Below are 21,167 nucleotides of genomic sequence, written 5' to 3'. Positions count from 1 at the left end.
CATTGTAATTATTTTGTTTAGAATGTATTTTGCATTTTTGTGAGTCATAAAGGAAAGAAACATGCCAATAAAGATACCAGATAAATTACCAGCAAAGAATATACTTGAAAGCGAAAATGTCTTTGTTATGGATGAGAGTAGAGCTATCCAGCAAGATATTAGGCCGCTTAAAATAGTTATATTTAATTTGATGCCTCTTAAGATTACTACCGAAGCTCAAATTATGCGAGTATTGTCTAATACGCCACTACAAGTTGAAGTGGACTTATTAATGACACGTACACATGCGCCTAAAACCACTCCGCGTGAACACTTAGCTAACTTTTACAAAACCTTTGAAGAGGTAAAGCAAAGTAAGTATGATGGTATGATAATTACTGGTGCTCCCGTTGAGCATCTAGAATTTGATGAGGTAACATATTGGGACGAACTTAAAGAGATTATGGAGTGGGGACGTAGAAACGTTACCAGCACGCTGCATATTTGTTGGGGCGCGCAGGCCGGTCTTTACTACCATTATGGTATTCCTAAATACCATTTAGGGCATAAATTATTCGGGGTTTTTAATCATAATGTAGAAGATAAAAAGGAACCTTTATTAAGAGGTTTTGATGATATGTTTTTTGCTCCCCATTCTCGTTTTACAGGAGTACGAAAAAAAGATATAGATAAGATTCCTGGATTGAAAATATTGGCTCAATCAGAAGATGCTGGAGTACATATTGTAATTTCTCCTGATAAACGATTAATATTTGTTACTGGCCATGCCGAGTATGATCCTTACACCTTGCGTGATGAATATTTCCGTGATCTAGAGAAAGGCGATGATATTGCCATACCAGAGAACTATTTTATAGATGATGATGCATCTAATGATATAATTGTAAAGTGGCGAAGTCATGCTAGTTTGTTATTTACAAACTGGTTGAATTATTACGTTTATCAAGAAACACCATATAATAACGAAGAGATTCATTAATATGATATTTCTCCATAAATATTATCTGATAAAGATATATTTTTGAATTGTATTTAAAACTTAAAAAGATAACAATGAATATTCCTGAAAATCTTAAGTATACAAAAGATCACGAGTGGGTGAGAGTAGAAGGCGATATTGCCTATGTAGGTGTTACTGATTTCGCTCAGGGCGAATTGGGTGATATTGTTTTTGTTGAAATTGAAACAGAAGGTGAAACGCTAGATAAAGAAGAGGTATTTGGAACAATTGAAGCAGTAAAAACAGTTTCAGATTTGTACATGCCTGTAGCAGGAACAATTGAAGAGTTTAACGCCGAATTAGAGTCTAATCCTGAGCTTGTGAATAAAGATCCTTACGAAGGTGGTTGGATGGTTAAATTAAAAGCTACAGATGCTGCAGAATATGATACACTATTAACTGCTGATCAGTATAAAGAATTGGTTAGTTAATTCTAATAGGAGAAGATATGTAAGCCTGATATAATTTTATATCGGGCTTTTTTATGTCTAAAATTTAGCAAAAAAAAGGCTGCTTGATTTTTCAAGCAGCCTGTATATTATAAATGTAATATTAGTTACAGTTTTCTAGAAACTTCAATTTCTTCGTAACCTTCAATTATATCACCTTCTTTAATGTTGTCATAACCATCTAAGTTAAGTCCACATTCATAACCGCTAGCCACTTCTTTTGCATCGTCCTTGTAACGCTTTAGCGATCCTAATAATCCCGTATGAATTACAATTCCTTCTCTAATTAAGCGGATTTTAGAGTTGCGATTAATCTTACCACTTTTAACCATACAACCTGCAATAGTACCAACTTTGGTAATTTTGAAAGTTTCGCGTATTTCAAGAGTTGCAATAACTTGCTCTTTAATTTCAGGAGAAAGCATACCTTCCATCGCTGATTTTAATTCTTCAATTGCATCGTAGATAATTGAGTAAAGACGGATATCAATTTCTTCCTTTTCAGCAATTTTACGAGCTGTTAATGACGGACGAACTTGGAAACCAATTACAATTGCATTAGATGCCGTTGCAAGCATTATATCTGATTCTGAAATTTGACCTACTCCTTTATGAATTACATTAACTGCAATCTCCTCTGTTGATAACTTAATTAATGAGTCAGAAAGTGCCTCGATAGATCCATCCACATCACCTTTAACAATAACGTTAAGTTCTTGGAAGTTACCAATTGCAATACGACGTCCGATCTCGTCAAGCGTAATATGCTTCTTAGTTCTCATTCCTTGCTCACGCTGTAATTGAGTACGTTTAGTAGCAATTTCTTTCGCTTCGCGCTCGCTCTCCATGATGTTGAACTTCTCACCAGCTTGAGCTGCTCCATTTAAACCAAGTATTAAAACTGGTTCAGAAGGTCCAACTTCTGTAACACGTTGGTTTCTCTCGTTAAACATTGCCTTAACGTGGCCAGTATAACCTCCAGCTAGAATAATATCACCTACTTTAAGTGTTCCTGATTGTACAAGAACTGTAGTTACATAACCTCTACCTTTATCTAATGATGATTCAATAACAGAACCAACAGCTTTCTTTTCTTTTACAGCTTTTAATTCAAGCAGGTCAGCTTCAAGTAATACTTTTTCAAGTAACTCATCGATATTAATACCGTTTTTAGCTGAAATTTCTTGACACTGATATTTACCTCCCCAGTCTTCAACTAGGTAGTTCATTTGTGATAACTGACTCTTGATATTATCAGGATTAGCACCTGGTTTATCAATCTTATTAATTGCAAATACAATTGGTACACCTGCTGCAGAAGCATGATTAATTGCTTCTTTTGTTTGAGGCATCACATCATCATCAGCTGCTACAATAATAATTGCAATATCAGTTACTGAAGCACCACGCGCACGCATCGCCGTAAAGGCTTCGTGACCTGGAGTATCTAAGAAAGTAATTTTTCTACCGCTATCTAAAGATACTGAGTAAGCTCCAATGTGCTGAGTAATACCCCCTGCTTCACCTTGAATAACATTTGCTTTACGGATATGATCCAATAAAGAGGTTTTACCGTGGTCAACGTGTCCCATCACTGTAATAATAGGAGAACGTTCAAGCATTAATGATTCATCATACTCTTCTTCTTCCTCAATTGCTTCAGCAGTTTCAACACTAATGAACTCAACTTTGTGTTCAAACTCTTCAGCTACTAGAGTAATAGTTTCAGCATCTAGGCGTTGATTAATAGATACAAATAAACCTAGACTCATACATGAGGCAATAATTTGGTTTACCTGAACATTCATCATCGTTGCTAATTCGGACACTGTTACGAATTCTGCAACTTGAATAATATTTTCTTCTAAGCTTGCCTTTTCAATTTCTTCAGCCTGCTTTTGGTAAGCGGCATCACGCTTATCTCTACGGTGACGAGAACCTTTCGATTTTCCTTTACCAGCAGTTAATCTAGCTAAAGTATCTTTAATTTGTTTTTGTACGTCTTCCTCAGTAATTTCAGCCTTAACAGGTCTTTTTTGAGGTCTGCCTACATTGTTATTAGGTCTACGACGATTGTTATTATTGTTGTTGTTACGTTGGTTTCCTCCACCTTGGTTTCCACCTTGAGGTCTCTGACGTTGTCCACCACCTTGTTGGTTTCCACCGCCTTGTTGAGCCTGCTTGTCTCCAACATTAACACGTTCTTTATCTTTGCGAATGCGCTTACGCTTCTTTTTCTTTTGATTCGCGTTGTCTGATTTTTCAGCTGGTTTTGGTAATTCAATTTTACCAATAACTGTAGGACCACTCAGTTTTTTTACTTGAGTAGGTTTAAAAACGTCACCATCTGACTTCGTTTCTTTTTCTCCTTCAGTAGCTTGCGTTTGTTTTGATTTTTCGGTAACCACTTCTGTTTTGAGTTCTTCTTTTTGCTTAGGCTTTTCTGCTTTTGGTTCTTCCTTTTTAGCAGCGGCCGGCTTTGAGTCTGTTTTAACTTCCTTTTTAGGTGCAGGTTTTGCTTTTGGCTTATTAATCGAGTCAATATCAATTTTCCCTAGCACCTTTGGCTCCTCAACATTTTTTGTGGCAGTTGGTATATGTGGAGGATCAGCTTTAGGTGTTTCCTTTTTAGCTGGTTTCTCTATTGGTTTTTCTTCCTTAATAGGTGCTTTTTCAACAGGCTTAGCTTCAACAGGTTTTTCTTGTTTTGGCGCAGCAGGTTTTTCAGCCTTAGGCTTTTTGTTAAATTGATCAAGATCAATTTTGCCTTTAACTTTTAGCTCTTCTTTTTTAGGAACCTCTATATTTTCAACTTTAGATTTCTCTTCCTTTTTAGGCTTTTCAGCAGGAGCTAAATCTTCTCTGATATCTTCTATAGAAATAGTCTCTTTTTGAGGCTTTTGCTTAGTAAGCTCTTCAGATTTCTTGCGTACATTTAAATCTGTACTGTATTCACTCTCAAGATGCTGATGCATTGCATCAGTAATCTTAAGGTTAGGGTTGAATTCTATATCAAACCCTTTCTTTTGTAAAAACTCAACAATGGTATGTGTACCTACATTGAATTCTCTTGCGACTTTGCTTAATCTTTTTCCAACTGCCATATTGGGACTTAATGAATTTCTCGATTATTACTATTAAAATATTAAGTAGATTTGAACTCCTATTCAAACTCAGAACTTAGTATCTTAACTACATCTTTTATTGTTTCTTCTTCTAAATCAGTACGTTTAACTAAATCCTCTACGGATAAGTCTAATACTGATTTTGCGGTATCACAACCAATAGCTTTAATCTCATCCAAAATCCAGCCTTCAATTTCGTCAGAGAATTCGTCTAAGCTAACGTCTTCATCATCTTCTTCTGTTTCACGGTAAACATCTAACTCGTAGCCTGTCAACTGACTTGCTAAACGGATGTTTAATCCACCTTTACCAATTGCTAAACTCACCTCTTCAGGACGAAGGTATACTTGCGCACGCTTATCATCCTCAAAAAGTTTGATACTTGTAATTTTAGCAGGGTTAAGTGAGCGTTGAATAAATAATTGAACATTTGTTGTATAATTAATTACATCAATGTTCTCATTTCTAAGTTCACGCACAATACCGTGTATTCTTGAACCTTTCATTCCCACACATGCTCCAACTGGGTCAATGCGTTCATCGTATGATTCAACAGCAACTTTAGCTCTGTCTCCTGGCATACGAACAATTTTTTTGATAGTAATTAAACCATCAAAAATTTCAGGTACTTCAAGTTCAAATAATCTCTCTAAGAAAACAGGAGATGTTCTTGATACGATAATCAGAGGGTTGTTATTTCGTATTTCTACTCTAACTACAACAGCTCTTAAGGTATCTCCTTTTCTAAAGAAATCAGATGGAATTTGCTCAGTCTTAGGTAAAATAAGTTCATTACCCTCGTCATCAAGAATTAAAATTTCTCTTTTCCAAATTTGGTAAACCTCACCAGTAATGATGTCACCAATTCTATCTTTATATTTATGATAGATATTATCTTTTTCTAATTCTAATATTCTTGCCGATAAGTTTTGGCGAAGACTTAGAATAGCACGTCTTCCAAAATCTAAAAATCTAACTTCATCGGTTACTTCTTCACCAACCTCATAGTCATCTTCAATCTTTTTAGCATCAGATAATGAAATTTGAAGATTGTCGTCTTCTAATTCATCATCAGCAACGATTTCGCGGTTACGCCAAATCTCAAAGTCACCTTTATCGGTATTGATGATTACATCGAAGTTTTCATCTGTTCCAAAGCGCTTTATTAATACGCTTCTAAAAGAGTCTTCCAGAACTCTGATCATTGTAGCACGATCAATGCTCTTTAATTCTTTAAACTCCGAAAAAGTATCAATTAAATTTATGTTTTCCATCGTATTCTAGTTTTCAATCGGTTAAAACGAGATAATTAATTTTACCGATTTAACTTCGTCGAACTTATATGTATGACTAAATATTTTTATTTCCTTTTTTTTCTTGCCTTCAATTTTTACCTTTTTTTCTTCTTCAACGGTAAAATCATCTTCGTTGGCACTAACCAATATTCCTTTGAATGGCGCACCATCAAATAATATCACTTCAATTTCCCTGCCAATATTCTTTATGTATTGAGGAAGTACTTTTAAAGGTTGACCTAAACCAGGTGTTGAAACTTCCAACTCAAAATCTTCAACTTCTCTGTCAAATTCACCTTCTATTAATCGGCTTATCTGAATGCAATAATCAATGGTAATCCCTTCTATGCTATCAATTAAGACCATTATTTTATTTGTAGCCGATACTTTTATATCAACAATAAAACAATTGTCTTCAGTAATTTTACCTTCAATTATATTATGAATTGTTTCTTTGGTTATCATGAATTTATTGTAATAAAATAGGGGACACTCGCCCCCTACCACCTAGATTCTCTTTAAATCTGCTGCAAAGATAACTAATTGTAGCGTAATTTCCAAAGGGCATTTATTTGATTTGTTATGCTTTTAAATTTATCTTGTTGAATCGTTAATTTTTAAAACATTTAACTACACGTCTGTAAAAAATGTATTACTACTAATAATTGGTTTCAAGTACCTACAATCTTTAATTATTATATGCAAAGTTCTTTAAACAAACTAAAAATCATTAATGATCCGGTTTACGGATTTGTTAAAATTCCATTTGAGTTTGTATATGATGTTCTTCAACATCGCTATTTTCAAAGGCTTCGTGGTATTAAACAGTTAGGGTTAACTTCTCTAGTTTATCCAGGAGCAATGCATAACCGGTTTCAACATGCAGTTGGGGCGATGCATTTAATGAGTTCTGCAATTTTGATATTGAGAGAGAAAGGAGTAATTATCACAGAGGAGGAGTCCATTGCTGTTCATTTAGCTGTTTTGCTGCACGATATTGGTCATGGGCCATATTCGCATGTATTAGAAAATAGTATTGTTCAAGGTATTTCGCATGAGGAGATATCCTTACTTTTTATGCATCAATTAAACAATCAGTTTGATGGAAAACTAGATTTGGCGATTGAGATCTTTAAGAATAATTACAACAAAAATTTTTTACATCAATTAGTGAGTAGTCAATTAGATATGGATCGGTTGGACTATTTACGTCGCGATAGCTTTTTTACTGGAGTTTCTGAAGGCGTAATTGGGTCTGACCGGATTATTAAAATGCTACATGTTAGTAATGATAACCTTGTGGTTGAATCAAAAGGAATTTATTCAATTGAAAAATTTCTAATTGCCCGTAGGTTAATGTATTGGCAGGTATATTTGCATAAAACTGCGGTGGCTGCCGAGCGTATGCTAGTTAACGTTTTACGCAGAGCAAAATTTTTAATGATGAATGACACTCCTTTGTTTGCTACACCTGCGCTAAAATATTTTTTGGGAAATACAATTACATTAGATTATTTTCAGCAGGATAATAAGGCTTTAAATGCTTTTTCATTGCTTGATGATTCAGATATTATGTCTGCCATTAAAGTCTGGTCTGATCATGATGACTTTATTCTATCAAAACTTGCGTCATCCTTACTGTCAAGGAATTTGCATAAAGTAATTATACAGAATGAAGCGTTTGATACAAAGAGCATATCAAATATAAGAGCTGAAGTAAAACGTAAATACAAACTAGATAATTCTGAGGTTGATTATTTTGTTGCCGTTGACAATGTTGAGAGTCATACCTATAATGTTAATAAGGATAAAATTGAAATACTTTTCTCAAATGGAGAATTGAAAGATATATCAGAGGCATCTGATATATTAAAACTATCTGTATTAGGAAATAATATAAAAAAGAAAATATTATGCTATCCTAAAGACGTTTTTGTCATTAATGACAATGTTTAATCTTAAAAATAATGGAAATAATGTTTAGCTTTGCACGAAATTAATACTTTAAGTATCATATTTAATTATTTAAATGCACCCCTTTAAATTTCAGAGGTCCATTTAGTTTTGATGTAGTTAAAAGAACTGCCTATTAGTTCCTTATAGTTGCATCCTAATAAAATGAAAGTAAACACAAATCACATGAATTTTTCAGCAAAGCAGATTGCAGAGTTAGTCGAAGGAGAAGTTGTTGGTAACCCGGATGTGGAAATCAGTAATGTATCTAAGATTGAGGAAGGTAAACCTGGAACTATCTCATTTTTATCCAATACTAAATACACAAAGTATATTTATGATACCGAAGCTTCGGTTGTAATTGTAAATAATGATTTTATACCTGATGAGCCAGTTAAGTGTACTTTGATTAAAGTGGAAGATGCTTACAGTTCAGTTGCAAAACTTATGAGGATGTATACTGAAATGATGCCAAAGAAAACGGGAATAGAACAACCTAGCTTTATATCAGAGTCGGCAACCGTTGGTGATTTTGCTTATGTTGGAGCATTCGCCTACATAGGTGACAATGTTACTATAGGTGACAATGTAAGTATATATCCAAACACTTATATAGGTGATAATGTAGCAATAGGAGATAATTGTACTTTATATGCAGGGGTTAAGATTTATAAAGACTGTAAGGTTGGTAATAACTGTATTTTACATGCAGGTGCTGTTGTAGGTTCTGACGGTTTTGGTTTTGCACCTAACCAGAATAATGAATTTGATAAAATACCCCAGTTAGGAAATGTTGTAATTGAAGATAATTGCGAGATAGGAGCCAATACTACTATTGATAGAGCAACAATGGGATCAACCTTAATTCAACAAGGAGTTAAATTAGATAATTTGGTGCAAGTAGCACATAACGTAGTTTTTGGTAAAAATACAGTTATGGCCGCTCTTTCTGGTGTTGCAGGATCTTCAAAAATTGGTGAGAACTGTATGTTTGGAGGACATACTGCTGTTGCTGGGCATTTAACGGTTGCAAATAGAACTAATGTAGCCGGAATATCTGGCGTTTCAGGTAATGTTAAAAAGGAAGGAACTGTAATAAAAGGTTCTGCAGCCTTTGACTTGAGATCATTTAATAGATCTTACGTTAATTTTAAAAGATTGCCTGAAATGGCTGAAGAGCTAAAATCTCTGAAAGAAGAGATTAAGAAATTAAAAGGAGAATAAATACAGATAGACTAATTCTTAACAATAGAATAAGACTTTATAATGATAGAGAATCAAAGAACTTTAGCAAAACAAGCAACCCTAAAAGGGAAAGGACTACATACTGGAGTTGAAGTTACATTAGTACTTAACCCAGCTCCTGAAAATCATGGATATAAGTTTAAAAGAGTTGATTTAGAAGATCAAACTATTATAGAAGCCCTTGTTGAAAATGTTGCATTTACTGAGCGAGGAACTGTATTAAAAAAGAAGGAAGCCAGTATAAGCACAATTGAGCATTGTATGGCTGCATTAAGAGGTCTGGGTGTCGACAATTGTTTAATTGAAGTTGATGGCCCAGAAGTGCCTATTCTTGACGGGAGTTCTAAGTTCTATGTAGAAGCCATTAAAAATGCAGGAATAGTTGAGCAAGAAGCAGAAAGAAGATACTTTGTTATTAAAGAAAGAATAGAATATGAAGATAAGGAGAGGGGCATAAAATTAGTTGCCTTGCCTGATGATAGCTTCAGTATTGATACTTTAATATCTTATCCAAATTCGATACTGTTAGCGAGTCAGTACGCTAGTTTAGATTCATTAGAAGATTTTGAGAAAGAGGTAAGTGCTTGTAGAACATTCGTATTTCTTCATGAAGTTGAAATGCTAATGAAGCATAATCTTATTAAGGGTGGTGATCTTGATAACGCGATTATTATTTTAGATAAGGAAGTTAGCCAGGAAGAATTAGATCGATTAGCAGACTTATTTAACCAACCTCATATTGAAGTTAAGTCAATTGGTGTTTTAAATAATCTTGAGTTAGTGCATCAAAATGAACCAGCACGTCATAAGTTATTAGATGTTATTGGTGATTTGTGTTTAGCGGGTATGCCAATTAAGGGTAAGATTATTGCTACGCGACCAGGACATCAGTCGAACGTTGAGTTTGCGAAGGTGTTACGAGCAGAGATAAAAAAGATTCAGAATAAACCAGTTGCTCCAGTATATGATCCGTGTAAAGAACCTCTTTACGATATAAATAAGATACGTAATACTTTACCTCACAGATATCCATTCTTATTGGTTGATAAAATTATCGACTTATCTAGTAAGTCTGTGGTTGGTATTAAAAACATAACTCTAAACGAACCTTTCTTTCAGGGACATTTCCCAACAGAGCCAGTTATGCCAGGTGTACTTTTAGTAGAGGCAATGGCACAATGTGGAGGTATTTTCGTTTTAGATCAGGTTGAGGACCCTGAAAACTATTCTACTTACTTTATGAAATTGGACAATATCAAGTTCAGAAAGAAAGTGATTCCAGGAGATACGGTAATTTTTAAATTAGAATTAATAGCACCTATGCGTAGAGGTGTAGCTAATATGAAGGGTGTAGCCTTTGTTGGTGACGCTGTAGTAGCTGAAGGTGAATTTATGGCCAATGTATCAAAAAATAAAGCTTAGTATAAATAGCTGTATTTTGCAATGTTCGTTATATAAGAGATTGTAGTAGCTGTAAATAAGGGTATTTATTTTTTTTATTGGGATACTTAGACTATTTTCGCAGCTGATTTTTCGGAAGGAAGATTTTACGCATAAAGAATTTAATAGATATGTAGCCTGTAAATTACTTATTTGAGTATTAGGCTTTCGCTAAATATAGTATGGTAGCATTACATTAGTAGTTATCTGTATTTAGTAGATGAAATAAAATAAACACACATGAAACAACCATTAGCATACATTCACCCGGAAGCAAAAATAGCTCCGAATGTGGTAATAGAACCATTTGTTACCATATATAAAGATGTTGTTATTGAGGAAGGAACTAAGATTGGTGCTAACGTAACCATTTTTGAAGGATCTAGAATTGGTAAAAATTGTAATATATTTCCAGGTGCTGTAATTGGTGCCATCCCTCAAGATTTAAAATTTGCTGGGGAGGAAACTGTTGCTATTATTGGAGATAATACTACTATTAGAGAGTGTGTAACTGTTAATAGAGGAACTGCTTCAAAGGGTAAAACTGTTGTAGGTAGTAATTGCTTATTAATGGCCTATTCGCATATTGGTCATGATTGTGAGATAAAAAATAATGTGATCATTGGTAATGCTTCTCAAATTGCAGGAGAAGTGGTTATAGATGATTTTGCTATTTTAAGTGGATCTGTTTTAGTACACCAGTTTTCATCAATTGGTAGTCATGTTATGGTTCAGGGCGGATCAAAAATATCTAAAGATATTCCTCCATATGTTATTGCAGGTAGAGAGCCAGTAACTTATTTTGGAATCAATACTGTAGGATTACAGCGTAGAGGATTTTCAAAAGATATAGTAGATCGTATTCACCAGATTTATAGAATATTCTATAATAGTAACCTGAATAACACAAGTGCAATAGAGCAGATTGAGGCTGAGATTCCGGAGTGCGAAGAGCGTGAGGTAATCCTAAGCTTTATTAAGAGTTCAGAGCGAGGTGTTATTAAAGGGCCTACAGTTAGAAAGAAGTAATTATTATAATATTATACGAGCCGGTTTGTTATTGCAAACCGGCTTTTTTTATCCAAAAAAACTCAGAACCATTTAGGAACTGAGTTTGTATATTTTAATCATTTATTTTGATTAATGCAGTTTTCCTGAGATAATATTGAAGAACTCCTCGCGAGTAGAATGACTATTTAAGAAAGCTCCGGTAAAGTCAGAAGTGGTTGTTACCGAGTGTTGTTTTTGAACACCTCTCATTTGCATGCACATATGCTGTGCTTCTATCACAACAGCAACACCAAGCGGATTAAGAGTATTTTGAATAGCTTCTTTAATTTGAGTAGTAAGACGCTCCTGCACTTGTAATCTGCGAGAAAAAGCCTCCGCCACACGTGCTAGCTTGCTTAAACCAGTAATATGTTGCTTGGGAATATAGGCAATGTGAGCTTTCCCGAAGAAAGGTAGCATGTGATGCTCGCACATTGAGTATATCTCAATATCTTTAACTACCACCATCTGTTGGTAATCTTCTTTAAACATAGCAGATTTTATAATCTCTTCAGGATCCATCTGATAGCCTTGCGTTAAAAACTGCATTGCTTTGGCTACTCTCAGCGGTGTTTTTTCTAACCCTTCCCTGTTTACATCTTCTCCTAATAGTTTGATCGTTTCTGCATAATGCTCTACTAATTTGTTAGTAGTTTCATCATCGTAACTTTCTGTTTTTGTATATCCGCCTTTGCCGTTAAGTGTAAAATCCATTTTAAATACTATGAAATGATATTATGAATATATGCTAAAAGTGTTATTCTTCTAGGTGCTTATATTGTTGTTTTTGTCGTTCTCTATAAGTAGAAATTAAAAATTCCCACTCCTCCTGAGTAATATGTATTGCTTTAGAAGATTTCTTTTTGTTTAGTCTGCGTCTTTCTAGTTCTGCATTTATTTCGGTATTGCTTACTGCAACCAGTTGGTCGGGTTGGTATTGGTGCTTGTAAACAATATTATCCGATTGTGATTTTATAAAACCTTTTTGATTCATTTCTGCATCCCATACTTCTACGGGTCTTGTCTTTGCCTGATAAGCAGATCTGTTTAAGTTATTTTGAGCTGTAATCATATCGTTAGTGGTCATAAGAGGTAGGTTTCTTGCTACAGCATTTGGGTTAAGGTTTTGAGGTATAATTACAACTTCAGATAGTTGAATAGTGTCCTTACTTAAAAACACACCCGTTAAAAACTTGTTGTTTTTCATAGAGTCTGTAACTTGCAAATAAAGTGGTTTGTAGCCTACGTGGGTAAATTTAATAATATCTCCTTTTTCAGCTAAAAAGATAAATTCCCCACTTCTATTTGTTATGTGTGTTTCTTTATCGTTTATAATGTATCTGGCATTAGCTATGCTTTCAGTGCTGTCGCTATCCATTATAACACCCCTAAATAATTGAGAGTTTTTATTAGTATCCTGTGCAAATATGCTATTTGATATAAAAAGTAAGCCTAGTAAAATTAGAATTGAGAATCTCATAGTAATATGTTTATGGTGTCTATTGTTGGCAAATATACTACTTTCAATGCTGTTGTGAAATATATGCCTTAATGTGTTTACTGTGTTATTGTAAGATAAAACAAAGCCTCAACAGTTTTTGTTGAGGCTCATTATAAATTTATAAGTCTATAATTAAATCATCCAAACTTCTTTTAGGCACGTGGTGTTTGCCTTTTATATCTCTCCAGTATTGATAAGACTTGTCAAGGTCTTCGATAACCACTTCTTCTTTAGGTACTCCAATGGCGAGTATTTGAAGAATTTTATATTCAGATGGAATATCTAATTTGCGTTGTAATTTTTCTCTTTCTACGTTACCGATAATGCAACCACCTAATCCTTTTTCAACAGCTCCTAGCATAATGCTTTGAGCAGCAATTCCGTTATCGCTAAAAAAATTAGAACTTATTGAGGTGTCATTTAGCATTATGATGTAAGCTGCAGGTTGTTCTCCTTCTTCAGGACCTTTCCAATCTTTTAAGTAACCAGCCCAGCCTAAATGAGGGAAAATAATATTGTTGGTTTCGGGTTTGTAAGATAAAATGTACTTCAGGGGTTGTGCGTTTCGGGCAGAAGGTGATAAGCGTGCTAAGTCAACTAATTCGCTGAGTGTTTCTTTGCTAACAGCCTTGTCTTGTTCAAAGCGGCGGTAGCTTCGGTTTTGTAGAATGAGATCTTTAAGCATAATTATAAAGGTTTTATGTAGATGTTACAGCCCGATACTTTACCGAGCTGCAACTGATTTATTTACTAAAATCTTTTTTCAACCACTTCCCAATTGATAAGATCCCAGAATTTACCAATGTAATCTGGTCGCTTATTTTGGTAATCTAAATAGTAAGCGTGTTCCCAAACGTCGCAAGTTAATACTGGTGTTAATCCGTCTGTTAGTGGATTAGCAGCATTTGCAGTTTGTACTATTTTTAAATCGCCATTGGCATCTTTTACTAACCAAGCCCAACCCGAACCGAATTGAGTAGCTGCCGCTTTGTTGAATGCTTCTTTAAAAGCATCAAAGCTTCCGAATGCTTTTACGATTGCCTCGGCTAAAGCACCTTTAGGCTCGCCACCTGCGTTTGGAGCAAAAGCTTCAAAGTAGAAAGTGTGGTTCCAAACCTGTGCGGCATTGTTAAAAATTCCGCCCGACGATTTTTTAATAATCGTCTCTAAATCGGCATCAGCAAACTCAGTTCCTTCAACAAGGTTGTTCAGGTTATTAACGTATGCTTGGTGGTGTTTTCCGTAATGGAATTCGATAGTTTGTTTTGAGATGATTGGCTCAAGAGCGTCGTGTGCATATGGTAATGCAGGTAATTCAAATTTCATATTCTGTCTGTTTTAATTATTTGTCTATGCTTTAAACAGTAGTTTGTAAAAAGGGTTCAAAAGCATTTCTCAAAAATAATATACTATAGCGATAATTGGTAATTTATGTTCAGTTTTATTGTTGGTTTAGTATCGAAGTTGGCTTAAATAATATTACGTATTGGGCTGTCTGCCCAAGCCCGACTTCATCCTGAAACAATTAAGAATACTTAATTCTTAATCGTCCCGATGTCTTGACACAAGAAAACAGAAGTAAAAGAAAGTCAAGGCTGCTTTCCAAATCACTTTTTTATTTATATATAGCTTAAGTACGGCTGTCGGATCTACGAGCAAAGCTCGCAGCTAGCCAGTCTTACTAAAGCTATATATTAAACAAAAGTGTTTTGTAAAGAGGCCTTTCTCCGAGGCGCTTAATGAATGATTTGTAGTACATATTACCTTGAACTATCCCATTGCTACAATACGAGTTTTATTGTTTGGGATCTCAATTAATAAATTGAACTAGAAAGAAATTGCGCACCAGAGAGGAAGATATATGCGATAAACAGACTTATAAATGCAGCCATTACATCTTCGTCTTGGCGAGGCACGAAGCCATCTCAAGGCGCCACGCTTTTCAGCTTACCTTTGGGTAGTCTTCGCCCCAGATAGGAGTGGCAGCCCTTTTACAATAAGGCTTAGTAGTGTTTGGTGGGCGGATGCGACTTTAGGAGCACACGTACCGCCTAGCAATACTTAGCCTTAGGGTGAGAGGCTATAGCGGATAGCTGGAAAAGGCGCCTGATTAATTATTAATGGTTAATCCTGCCTGTCGGCAGACAGGTATAAATTATAAATGGGATTTACAGCTTGCTTACGATAGTGCAATAATTTACATCTTATCATTTAACATTTATCATTTTTAAGGTGCCTTGGAATGACGCAATGCCGTGAAGTGTGCTTGAAATAATAAGCCCCTGCAAAACGAGTTTGCAGGGGCTTATATATATTATGTGATGTTTATGCTTACATCATTCCAGGCATACCTCCGCCCATTCCGCCACCCATTGGTGGAGCAGCTGGCTCGTCTTCTTGGATATCAACTAAAACACACTCTGTAGTTAAGAACATACCTGCGATAGAAGCAGCGTTCTCAAGCGCAATACGTGTTACTTTAGCAGGATCGATTACACCGCTTGCAAGGAAGTTTTGGTACTCATCGATACGCGCATTGTAACCAAAATCGCCTTCGCCTTCGCGAACTTTTTGTACCACAACAGCACCTTCTTTACCAGCATTGGCAACAATCTGACGTAATGGCTCTTCAATAGCACGTTTTACAATTTCGATACCCGTAGTTTCGTCTTCAGTATCGCCAGCTAAACCTTCTAATTGGTCGATAGCACGGATAAGTGCAACACCACCTCCAGGAACAATTCCTTCTTCAACAGCAGCACGAGTAGCACTTAAAGCATCATCAACACGGTCTTTTTTCTCTTTCATTTCAACCTCAGAAGCAGCACCTACATAAAGTACAGCAACACCACCAGCTAATTTAGCTAAACGCTCTTGTAGCTTTTCTTTGTCGTAATCAGAAGTTGTATTCTCGATTTGAGATTTAATTTGATTTACTCTGTCTTCGATAGCTTCTTTAGCACCAATACCGTTTACGATAGTTGTGTTTTCTTTATCTAAAGTAACGTTAGCAGCCGAACCACACATTTCTAATGTAGCTTGCTCAAGCGTTAAACCTACCTCGTCAGAAATTACAGTACCGCCAGTTAAGATGGCAATATCTTGTAACATTTCTTTTCTTCTGTCGCCAAAACCTGGAGCTTTAACAGCAGCAATTTTTAACGATCCGCGTAAGCGATTTACTACTAAAGTAGCCAATGCTTCGCCATCAATATCTTCGGCAATAATTAATAAAGGACGACCCGACTGAGCAGCTGGCTCAAGTACTGGCATAAGATCCTTCATTGTAGAGATTTTCTTATCGTGAATTAAGATATAAGGATTCTCTAATTCAGCTTCCATTTTCTCTGTGTTAGTCACAAAGTAAGGAGAAATATAACCTCTGTCGAACTGCATACCTTCAACCACTTCAACAGTAGTTTCAATACCTTTAGCCTCTTCAACAGTAATAACACCCTCTTTAGTAACCGCTTTAAAAGCCTCAGCAATTAGTTTACCAATTTCAGCATCGTTGTTAGCCGAAATTTTAGCAACCTGCTCTATTTTTTCGTTGTGCTCGCCAATCACTTCCGATTGAGCAGCAATACTCTCTTTTACAACTTTAACAGCTTTATCGATACCTGTTTTAAGCTCCATTGGGTTAGCACCAGCAGTAACGTTTTTTAAACCAACGCTAACAATTGATTGTGCTAATACAGTAGCAGTAGTTGTTCCGTCACCAGCGTTATCACCTGTACGAGAAGCTACTTCTTTAACCATTTGCGCACCCATGTTTGCATACGGGTCTTTTAACTCAATCTCTTTAGCAACCGATACACCATCTTTAGTGATAGCTGGGGGTCCGAATTTTTTGTCGATGATTACATTACGACCTTTAGGACCTAATGTTACTTTTACTGCGTTAGCCAACTCATCAATACCTTGTTTAAGTAGGTCGCGAGCTTCAATATCGAATTTAATTTCTTTAGCCATTTTCTTTATATTTTAAAGATGCTTGATTAGTTAATAAATAATACGTCTGATTGAGCCATAAGCAGGTAATCAACACCGTCGATGTTTAATTCAGTACCGCCATATTTGCCATAAAGAACTACATCGCCAACAGCGATTTCCATTTTCTCATCATTTTTTTCGGCACCTACCAATACAACTTCTCCTTGTTGCGGTTTCTCTTTTGCCGAGTCAGGAATAATAATTCCACTAGCAGTTTTTGTTTCTGCCGCTTGTGGCTTCACTAAGATCTTTCCAGCTAAAATCTTTCCTTTTAATGTTGACATATTTTTAAGTTTTAAATATTTAAAATTTACGAGTATGGTTTTTTCATAAACTGTGCCAAGTGCTTTTTGTGCCATAATACTATCAAAACACTGTCAGAATTACATTGTTACTGTCAGGTTTTTGTGTAATCGGATTTTTGGTGTGTCATATGTGCATTACAAAAGCATCTTTTATGTAAACTTTATATCTTTCAGGCAACCTTTTGTTTTCAGTCTGCATTCTTAAAGTAAGCAAAGCAAAAAAACCTTAATAGTGAAGAAGCTCTTACGAGATTTAAAAAAGAAAAAACACAAAGCTCAGCACGAGCTATTTAAAATGTATGGAGATTTTCTCTATCGCGTTTGCTATCGTTATATGGCCAACCGCGATGATGCGCACGAGGTTTTGTCGAAAGCTTTTGTAAATATTTTTGAGAAACTGGCAGATACCGATATCGAAACAGAAGTAGTACTAAAATCGTGGATGAAGAAGGTGGCCATTAACCAATCGTTAATGGAGTTGCGAAAAAGAAAGGTGTTTTACGCCGAGTTAGAACTAATTGAAGAAATTGCTGAAGATACCATCAGTGCCGATCAGGCCCTGTTAGAAGCCGATTTAATGCAAATGCTTTTTGAATTGCCCGATGGATATAGAACCGTTTTTAGCCTGTATGTAATTGAGGGATTTAAACACGATGAGATTGCCCAGAAGCTCGACATCTCAGTAAATACCTCTAAGTCGCAATTACGAAAGGCACGATTACAACTGCAGCAAATGATTAATAAAACAGAAATGAGATATGAAGAAGTCCGCAGAACAAGAAATTAGACAGCAAGTTGAGGCATGGGACGAAAAGTCTTCAGATATAGGATTTGATAAAGCCTTAGTTTGGCAAAACATAAATAATGGAGGCCATAGTGCTAAGCCGCGCATTACTTGGCGACAAATAGCAGTTGCTGTAATCATCTTCCTTTTGCTTGGCGGATGGGGCCATTCGGAATACCGTAATGCCCAATTGGCACAGAGCACCACTGACATGGCACACCAAATACAAGTTTTGCAAAATAGTGCAAAATCAGCAGAAGCTTTACCCGTAAAGCAACAAGCCATGGCACAAATAGTAACAGATACCATTGTAAAAATAATTGTAAAGCAGGTGTATGTTAATGAGGCTAGCGAAGAACTTAGTACACTTAAAAATGAATACCAACAATCGGTAAATGCACTTGCTCATATGCAAGAGGAGTTAAGCAATAGTAAACAAGCCTTAAAGCAGTACGAAGATAGCTTAGCCGCATTAAACAGTAGTTTACTGGTATATCAGCAAGCCGAAGTTAAGCAAGATGTAAGCTTAGAAATTAACGAAGCGGCTTTGGTAGCGTCTTTAAATCCTGAAAAAGAGAATGCCATTTCATCATCGCAAGAAAAAAATAAAGTAAAACTCGTAATATTTAACAAATCGAAATCAACTATAAGCAAGGCGCCTGCGAGTGGAAGAATTCGTTTATAAAGAAAAACAAAATGCAAAATAAACCACGAATAGTTATTGCCCTGAGCCTGTTGATAGGCTTGGTGCAAATGAGCGCTGCCTCAACAAAAAACGATGTAGTAAAAATTACCTTGCCCAATAAAGCAGCCGTCGAAATAAAGGGCGAAGACATTTACAAGCACAATGTTGATACCGCTTGTATAGCCCAAAATATTAACCGCTTTTTCCGTTATTACCAAACATCAAACCTATCGGAAATTATGAAGCAATCGTCCACTTCATTTACCATAAAAGAAATGGATGGACAAATATTAAGCAGCACAAGTACCAATAGCTCTGTTAGAGAAAGCTCGCACCAATTACTGATTAATAACAAAGAGGTTGAAGAACAAATCATTTCTTCAGAGAATTTTGATACCAATATTTATTACCTACAGAAGCACCAGCTTCAGTTTAGTAGTAAAACTTACACTTATATTCTGAAATTCGATACCATTGAGCAGTTGCATCAAATTATTGATGACGAATTGTTAGGCGTATTAAACCAATTAATGGCAGATATTAAAAACAATAAAGATCAAGATTATGGTGGCAAGCATATTGCCAAACTGCATTACTCGGTGAGTGACGATAACAGTTATAAAAGACAATACGAGGCCAATAAGTACCCCGGAGATCAAATTATTCTGAGTGGTAATACCGGATTAGAAAGTGTAAAGAATGCTTGGGTAGCTAGTTTTGAATTAGCCATGGGGCTATCGTTTAACAAGAAAGGTATTAGAAAGAACACGTATAATATTTATTACGAATGGCAATACGATTTTTCAAATCCTGATAAGCGAAATATTAATCAGTTTGCGAGCATTGGCTATCGACGCGACTTCTCAAAAGACCCCGACAAAACAAATGCCTACACTTTTAAGTTGGGATATTTAACCAATAAACAAGGCAACATGTATGAGGATAATACCCTTAAGTTTGGCGTTCGTAAATCGTTAAGCAAGCACATCTACATAGAACCACAAATTTATTTTACCGAATTCTTTCAAGATGTAATGCCATCCGTAAAAGTGGGTTTTAGTTTCTAAACTGCCCTTATGGTTTAAATTAATATAATAATAGTGTAAATCGACAATGCAAAAGGACTATTCAGTTTTCTGAGTAGTCCTTTTCCTATTTATACCAATCATTCGATGATGTTTTTGGTATTATAAGGGCGTTCCCTAAAGGGCCGCGCTTTACGCTATATCTTTACTCGCCATAATGGGCTCGCAAAGGATGCCGCTGCAATCGCTAACGCAGGGGGTGACCGGAGTTTTGTTGGTTGAATTGAAATGTTAAATTTTAATTCCAATATTCATACCATTCAGGTATTGGATTCTCAGAAGAGACGTCTTTTTTATACGTACTAAACCATACAAGTTCATTGTCTTCAGTTTCCATAATAACCTTATAAAAACCTTCTTCAAGATTAGAGGTGTTTAAAGATATGATGTTCCCTTTAGGGATATCAGTAAGAAGAAGTTCTGTTGATACCGATAGATTTGTAGTGTCAATAGCTATATTGCTAAAATCTACATTATTAAACTCGTTTGTTCGCTCCCCTTTAACAAACCAAATATTTTTTAGGTCAGCAGGAGTTTGTATATAGCAATAGTCTAGATAAGGATTTGGATAAATGGATATGGTATTGCTAGTCATATCATTACTTTCGGTTGGCTTTTGAATCGCATCTTTGTTTGAATAATTACCTACAAATGATTGTGGGTTACCATCTTCACCAATTAATAATAGTCCTGTTATTAAATTTAAATAGTGCTGCGGTATAATGTCTTCCGTATCTGTTTCATTACCGTCATCGTCATCTTCATTTTCAGAATCGGGATCATCAGTACTGTTTTCTTCGTTTGACTCATCTGTGTTGTTTTCAATATCAGCCTCTTCTGTTGCAGGTGTGTTATCTTTATTACAGTTAGTAATTAATAATAATAGAAGTAATGAAAGTAGGATTTTTGTTAATTGCATGATAAATAGAGATAAAGGTTTAATTGTTTTCATAGTAAATTAAGGAAAGAGGTTTTTATCTGTTGTACTCTTTACTAGGCATCTAAGATAATACTGCATTATAAAAAAGCTAGCATATATACTAAAATATTATGTTGCACGCACTGCGTGTATCTAAACGATAGAGCTGGTTTAGTGCTGGGTAGTTCTTGTAAGCTGGTGTCCTTTGCAGCTCTCCTTGAGATCGCTTCTTTCATCGCGATGACGCAATGCCGTACGCCTCTCGTCATTCCGAGCCGCCAACCAATAAAAATTAGCCATAATGAGTTGATGACAGGGATCAAGCCACTTGTTAATAG

The 21,167-nt window shown here is 35.6% G+C and carries 19 protein-coding genes; 9 read left to right on the top strand and 10 right to left on the bottom strand.

Going from position 1 to position 21,167, the window contains the following annotated elements; all coding sequences use genetic code 11:
- The first annotated feature begins 61 nt into the window (after positions 1-61).
- Entirely contained in the window at positions 62-979 is a 918-nt protein-coding gene (gene metA / locus QMO11_RS20175) for a homoserine O-acetyltransferase MetA (protein ID WP_282039629.1), read from the top strand.
- Positions 980-1,053: 74 nt separating this feature from the next.
- A complete protein-coding gene (gcvH, locus tag QMO11_RS20170) occupies positions 1,054-1,431 on the top strand; it encodes a glycine cleavage system protein GcvH (protein ID WP_075602190.1) in 378 nt (125 codons plus the stop codon).
- Positions 1,432-1,556: 125 nt separating this feature from the next.
- On the opposite strand, the gene infB is transcribed toward gcvH, so the two are convergent.
- From infB to rimP, 3 genes are read right to left on the bottom strand one after another with little or no spacing between them, the layout of a single operon-like run.
- A complete protein-coding gene (gene infB, locus QMO11_RS20165; protein WP_075602191.1) occupies positions 1,557-4,553 on the bottom strand; it encodes a translation initiation factor IF-2 in 2,997 nt (998 codons plus the stop codon).
- 59 nt (positions 4,554-4,612) lie between these two features.
- A complete protein-coding gene (nusA, locus tag QMO11_RS20160; protein WP_075602192.1) occupies positions 4,613-5,848 on the bottom strand; it encodes a transcription termination factor NusA in 1,236 nt (411 codons plus the stop codon).
- Between the two features lie 21 nt (positions 5,849-5,869).
- On the bottom strand, positions 5,870-6,334 hold the full coding sequence (gene rimP, locus QMO11_RS20155; RefSeq protein WP_282039625.1) for a ribosome assembly cofactor RimP: 465 nt from the start codon (positions 6,332-6,334) through the stop codon (positions 5,870-5,872).
- 234 nt (positions 6,335-6,568) lie between these two features.
- Between rimP and QMO11_RS20150 the strand changes: the two genes are divergently transcribed.
- The 4 genes from QMO11_RS20150 (at position 6,569) to lpxA (ending at position 11,536) form a co-directional block, all read left to right on the top strand.
- A complete protein-coding gene (locus tag QMO11_RS20150; protein ID WP_282039623.1) occupies positions 6,569-7,825 on the top strand; it encodes an HD domain-containing protein in 1,257 nt (418 codons plus the stop codon).
- Positions 7,826-8,008: 183 nt separating this feature from the next.
- A complete protein-coding gene (gene lpxD / locus QMO11_RS20145) occupies positions 8,009-9,046 on the top strand; it encodes a UDP-3-O-(3-hydroxymyristoyl)glucosamine N-acyltransferase (protein WP_282039622.1) in 1,038 nt (345 codons plus the stop codon).
- 42 nt (positions 9,047-9,088) lie between these two features.
- Entirely contained in the window at positions 9,089-10,489 is a 1,401-nt protein-coding gene (locus tag QMO11_RS20140) for a bifunctional UDP-3-O-[3-hydroxymyristoyl] N-acetylglucosamine deacetylase/3-hydroxyacyl-ACP dehydratase (protein WP_282039620.1), read from the top strand.
- Between the two features lie 258 nt (positions 10,490-10,747).
- Positions 10,748-11,536 carry an acyl-ACP--UDP-N-acetylglucosamine O-acyltransferase gene (lpxA, locus tag QMO11_RS20135; RefSeq protein WP_282039619.1) on the top strand — a complete coding sequence of 263 codons (789 nt, stop codon included), beginning with the start codon at positions 10,748-10,750 and terminating at the stop codon, positions 11,534-11,536.
- 111 nt (positions 11,537-11,647) lie between these two features.
- Here the strand turns inward: lpxA and folE are convergent, their stop codons facing one another.
- The 6 genes from folE to QMO11_RS20105 all read right to left on the bottom strand — a co-directional run bounded on the left by folE (position 11,648) and on the right by QMO11_RS20105 (position 17,410).
- Positions 11,648-12,271: a GTP cyclohydrolase I FolE gene (folE, locus tag QMO11_RS20130; protein WP_282039618.1), complete on the bottom strand. Its 624-nt coding sequence runs from the start codon at positions 12,269-12,271 to the stop codon at positions 11,648-11,650.
- A 43-nt stretch (positions 12,272-12,314) separates the two neighbouring features.
- Positions 12,315-13,037: a carboxypeptidase-like regulatory domain-containing protein gene (locus QMO11_RS20125; protein WP_075602199.1), complete on the bottom strand. Its 723-nt coding sequence runs from the start codon at positions 13,035-13,037 to the stop codon at positions 12,315-12,317.
- A gap of 139 nt (positions 13,038-13,176) precedes the next feature.
- Entirely contained in the window at positions 13,177-13,743 is a 567-nt protein-coding gene (locus tag QMO11_RS20120) for a nitroreductase family protein (RefSeq protein WP_282039616.1), read from the bottom strand.
- Between the two features lie 65 nt (positions 13,744-13,808).
- Positions 13,809-14,384, bottom strand: a complete 576-nt coding sequence (locus QMO11_RS20115) for a superoxide dismutase (protein WP_282039614.1) — start codon at positions 14,382-14,384, stop codon at positions 13,809-13,811.
- Between the two features lie 1,005 nt (positions 14,385-15,389).
- Positions 15,390-17,030, bottom strand: a complete 1,641-nt coding sequence (groL, locus tag QMO11_RS20110; protein ID WP_075602204.1) for a chaperonin GroEL — start codon at positions 17,028-17,030, stop codon at positions 15,390-15,392.
- Between the two features lie 26 nt (positions 17,031-17,056).
- Positions 17,057-17,410, bottom strand: coding sequence for a co-chaperone GroES (locus QMO11_RS20105; protein WP_425595555.1), 354 nt, complete (start codon positions 17,408-17,410; stop codon positions 17,057-17,059).
- 178 nt (positions 17,411-17,588) lie between these two features.
- On the opposite strand from QMO11_RS20105, the gene QMO11_RS20100 reads away from it, so the two are divergent.
- Genes QMO11_RS20100 through QMO11_RS20090 form a run of 3 tightly spaced genes read left to right on the top strand, consistent with a single transcriptional unit; the run spans position 17,589 to position 19,892 of the window.
- Positions 17,589-18,143 (top strand): RNA polymerase sigma factor, encoded by a 555-nt coding sequence (locus QMO11_RS20100; RefSeq protein ID WP_282039611.1) that lies wholly within the window; start codon positions 17,589-17,591, stop codon positions 18,141-18,143.
- On the top strand, positions 18,115-18,825 hold the full coding sequence (locus QMO11_RS20095; protein WP_282039610.1) for a hypothetical protein: 711 nt from the start codon (positions 18,115-18,117) through the stop codon (positions 18,823-18,825). The genes QMO11_RS20100 and QMO11_RS20095 overlap by 29 nt, the downstream gene beginning before the upstream one ends.
- Positions 18,826-18,836: 11 nt before the next feature.
- Positions 18,837-19,892 (top strand): hypothetical protein, encoded by a 1,056-nt coding sequence (locus QMO11_RS20090; RefSeq protein ID WP_282039609.1) that lies wholly within the window; start codon positions 18,837-18,839, stop codon positions 19,890-19,892.
- Between the two features lie 256 nt (positions 19,893-20,148).
- Here the strand turns inward: QMO11_RS20090 and QMO11_RS20085 are convergent, their stop codons facing one another.
- Complete coding sequence (locus QMO11_RS20085) at positions 20,149-20,829, bottom strand: hypothetical protein (RefSeq protein WP_282039607.1); 681 nt, start codon at positions 20,827-20,829, stop codon at positions 20,149-20,151.
- Positions 20,830-21,167: the final 338 nt, after the last annotated feature.

Origin of the sequence: Saccharicrinis aurantiacus (genome assembly GCF_947489045.1) — a bacterium.
Taxonomy (GTDB): Bacteria; Bacteroidota; Bacteroidia; order Bacteroidales; family Marinilabiliaceae; genus Saccharicrinis; species Saccharicrinis aurantiacus.
Note: the sequence above shows the minus strand (reverse complement) of the source record. Positions and strands in the feature narration are given on the sequence as shown.

Excerpts from the sequence above, each read along its gene's own strand:
- QMO11_RS20115 (WP_282039614.1), bottom strand. The coding sequence starts at position 14,384 with ATGAAATTTGAATTACCTGCATTACCATATGCACACGACGCTCTTGAG.
- infB (WP_075602191.1), bottom strand. The coding sequence starts at position 4,553 with ATGGCAGTTGGAAAAAGATTAAGCAAAGTCGCAAGAGAATTCAATGTA.
- gcvH (WP_075602190.1), top strand. The coding sequence starts at position 1,054 with ATGAATATTCCTGAAAATCTTAAGTATACAAAAGATCACGAGTGGGTG.
- QMO11_RS20095 (WP_282039610.1), top strand. The coding sequence starts at position 18,115 with ATGAAGAAGTCCGCAGAACAAGAAATTAGACAGCAAGTTGAGGCATGG.
- groL (WP_075602204.1), bottom strand. The coding sequence starts at position 17,030 with ATGGCTAAAGAAATTAAATTCGATATTGAAGCTCGCGACCTACTTAAA.
- QMO11_RS20090 (WP_282039609.1), top strand. The coding sequence starts at position 18,837 with ATGCAAAATAAACCACGAATAGTTATTGCCCTGAGCCTGTTGATAGGC.
- QMO11_RS20105 (WP_425595555.1), bottom strand. The coding sequence starts at position 17,410 with ATGGCACAAAAAGCACTTGGCACAGTTTATGAAAAAACCATACTCGTA.
- QMO11_RS20140 (WP_282039620.1), top strand. The coding sequence starts at position 9,089 with ATGATAGAGAATCAAAGAACTTTAGCAAAACAAGCAACCCTAAAAGGG.
- lpxD (WP_282039622.1), top strand. The coding sequence starts at position 8,009 with ATGAATTTTTCAGCAAAGCAGATTGCAGAGTTAGTCGAAGGAGAAGTT.
- QMO11_RS20150 (WP_282039623.1), top strand. The coding sequence starts at position 6,569 with ATGCAAAGTTCTTTAAACAAACTAAAAATCATTAATGATCCGGTTTAC.
- metA (WP_282039629.1), top strand. The coding sequence starts at position 62 with ATGCCAATAAAGATACCAGATAAATTACCAGCAAAGAATATACTTGAA.
- QMO11_RS20125 (WP_075602199.1), bottom strand. The coding sequence starts at position 13,037 with ATGAGATTCTCAATTCTAATTTTACTAGGCTTACTTTTTATATCAAAT.
- QMO11_RS20120 (WP_282039616.1), bottom strand. The coding sequence starts at position 13,743 with ATGCTTAAAGATCTCATTCTACAAAACCGAAGCTACCGCCGCTTTGAA.
- nusA (WP_075602192.1), bottom strand. The coding sequence starts at position 5,848 with ATGGAAAACATAAATTTAATTGATACTTTTTCGGAGTTTAAAGAATTA.
- rimP (WP_282039625.1), bottom strand. The coding sequence starts at position 6,334 with ATGATAACCAAAGAAACAATTCATAATATAATTGAAGGTAAAATTACT.
- folE (WP_282039618.1), bottom strand. The coding sequence starts at position 12,271 with ATGGATTTTACACTTAACGGCAAAGGCGGATATACAAAAACAGAAAGT.
- QMO11_RS20085 (WP_282039607.1), bottom strand. The coding sequence starts at position 20,829 with ATGCAATTAACAAAAATCCTACTTTCATTACTTCTATTATTATTAATT.
- lpxA (WP_282039619.1), top strand. The coding sequence starts at position 10,748 with ATGAAACAACCATTAGCATACATTCACCCGGAAGCAAAAATAGCTCCG.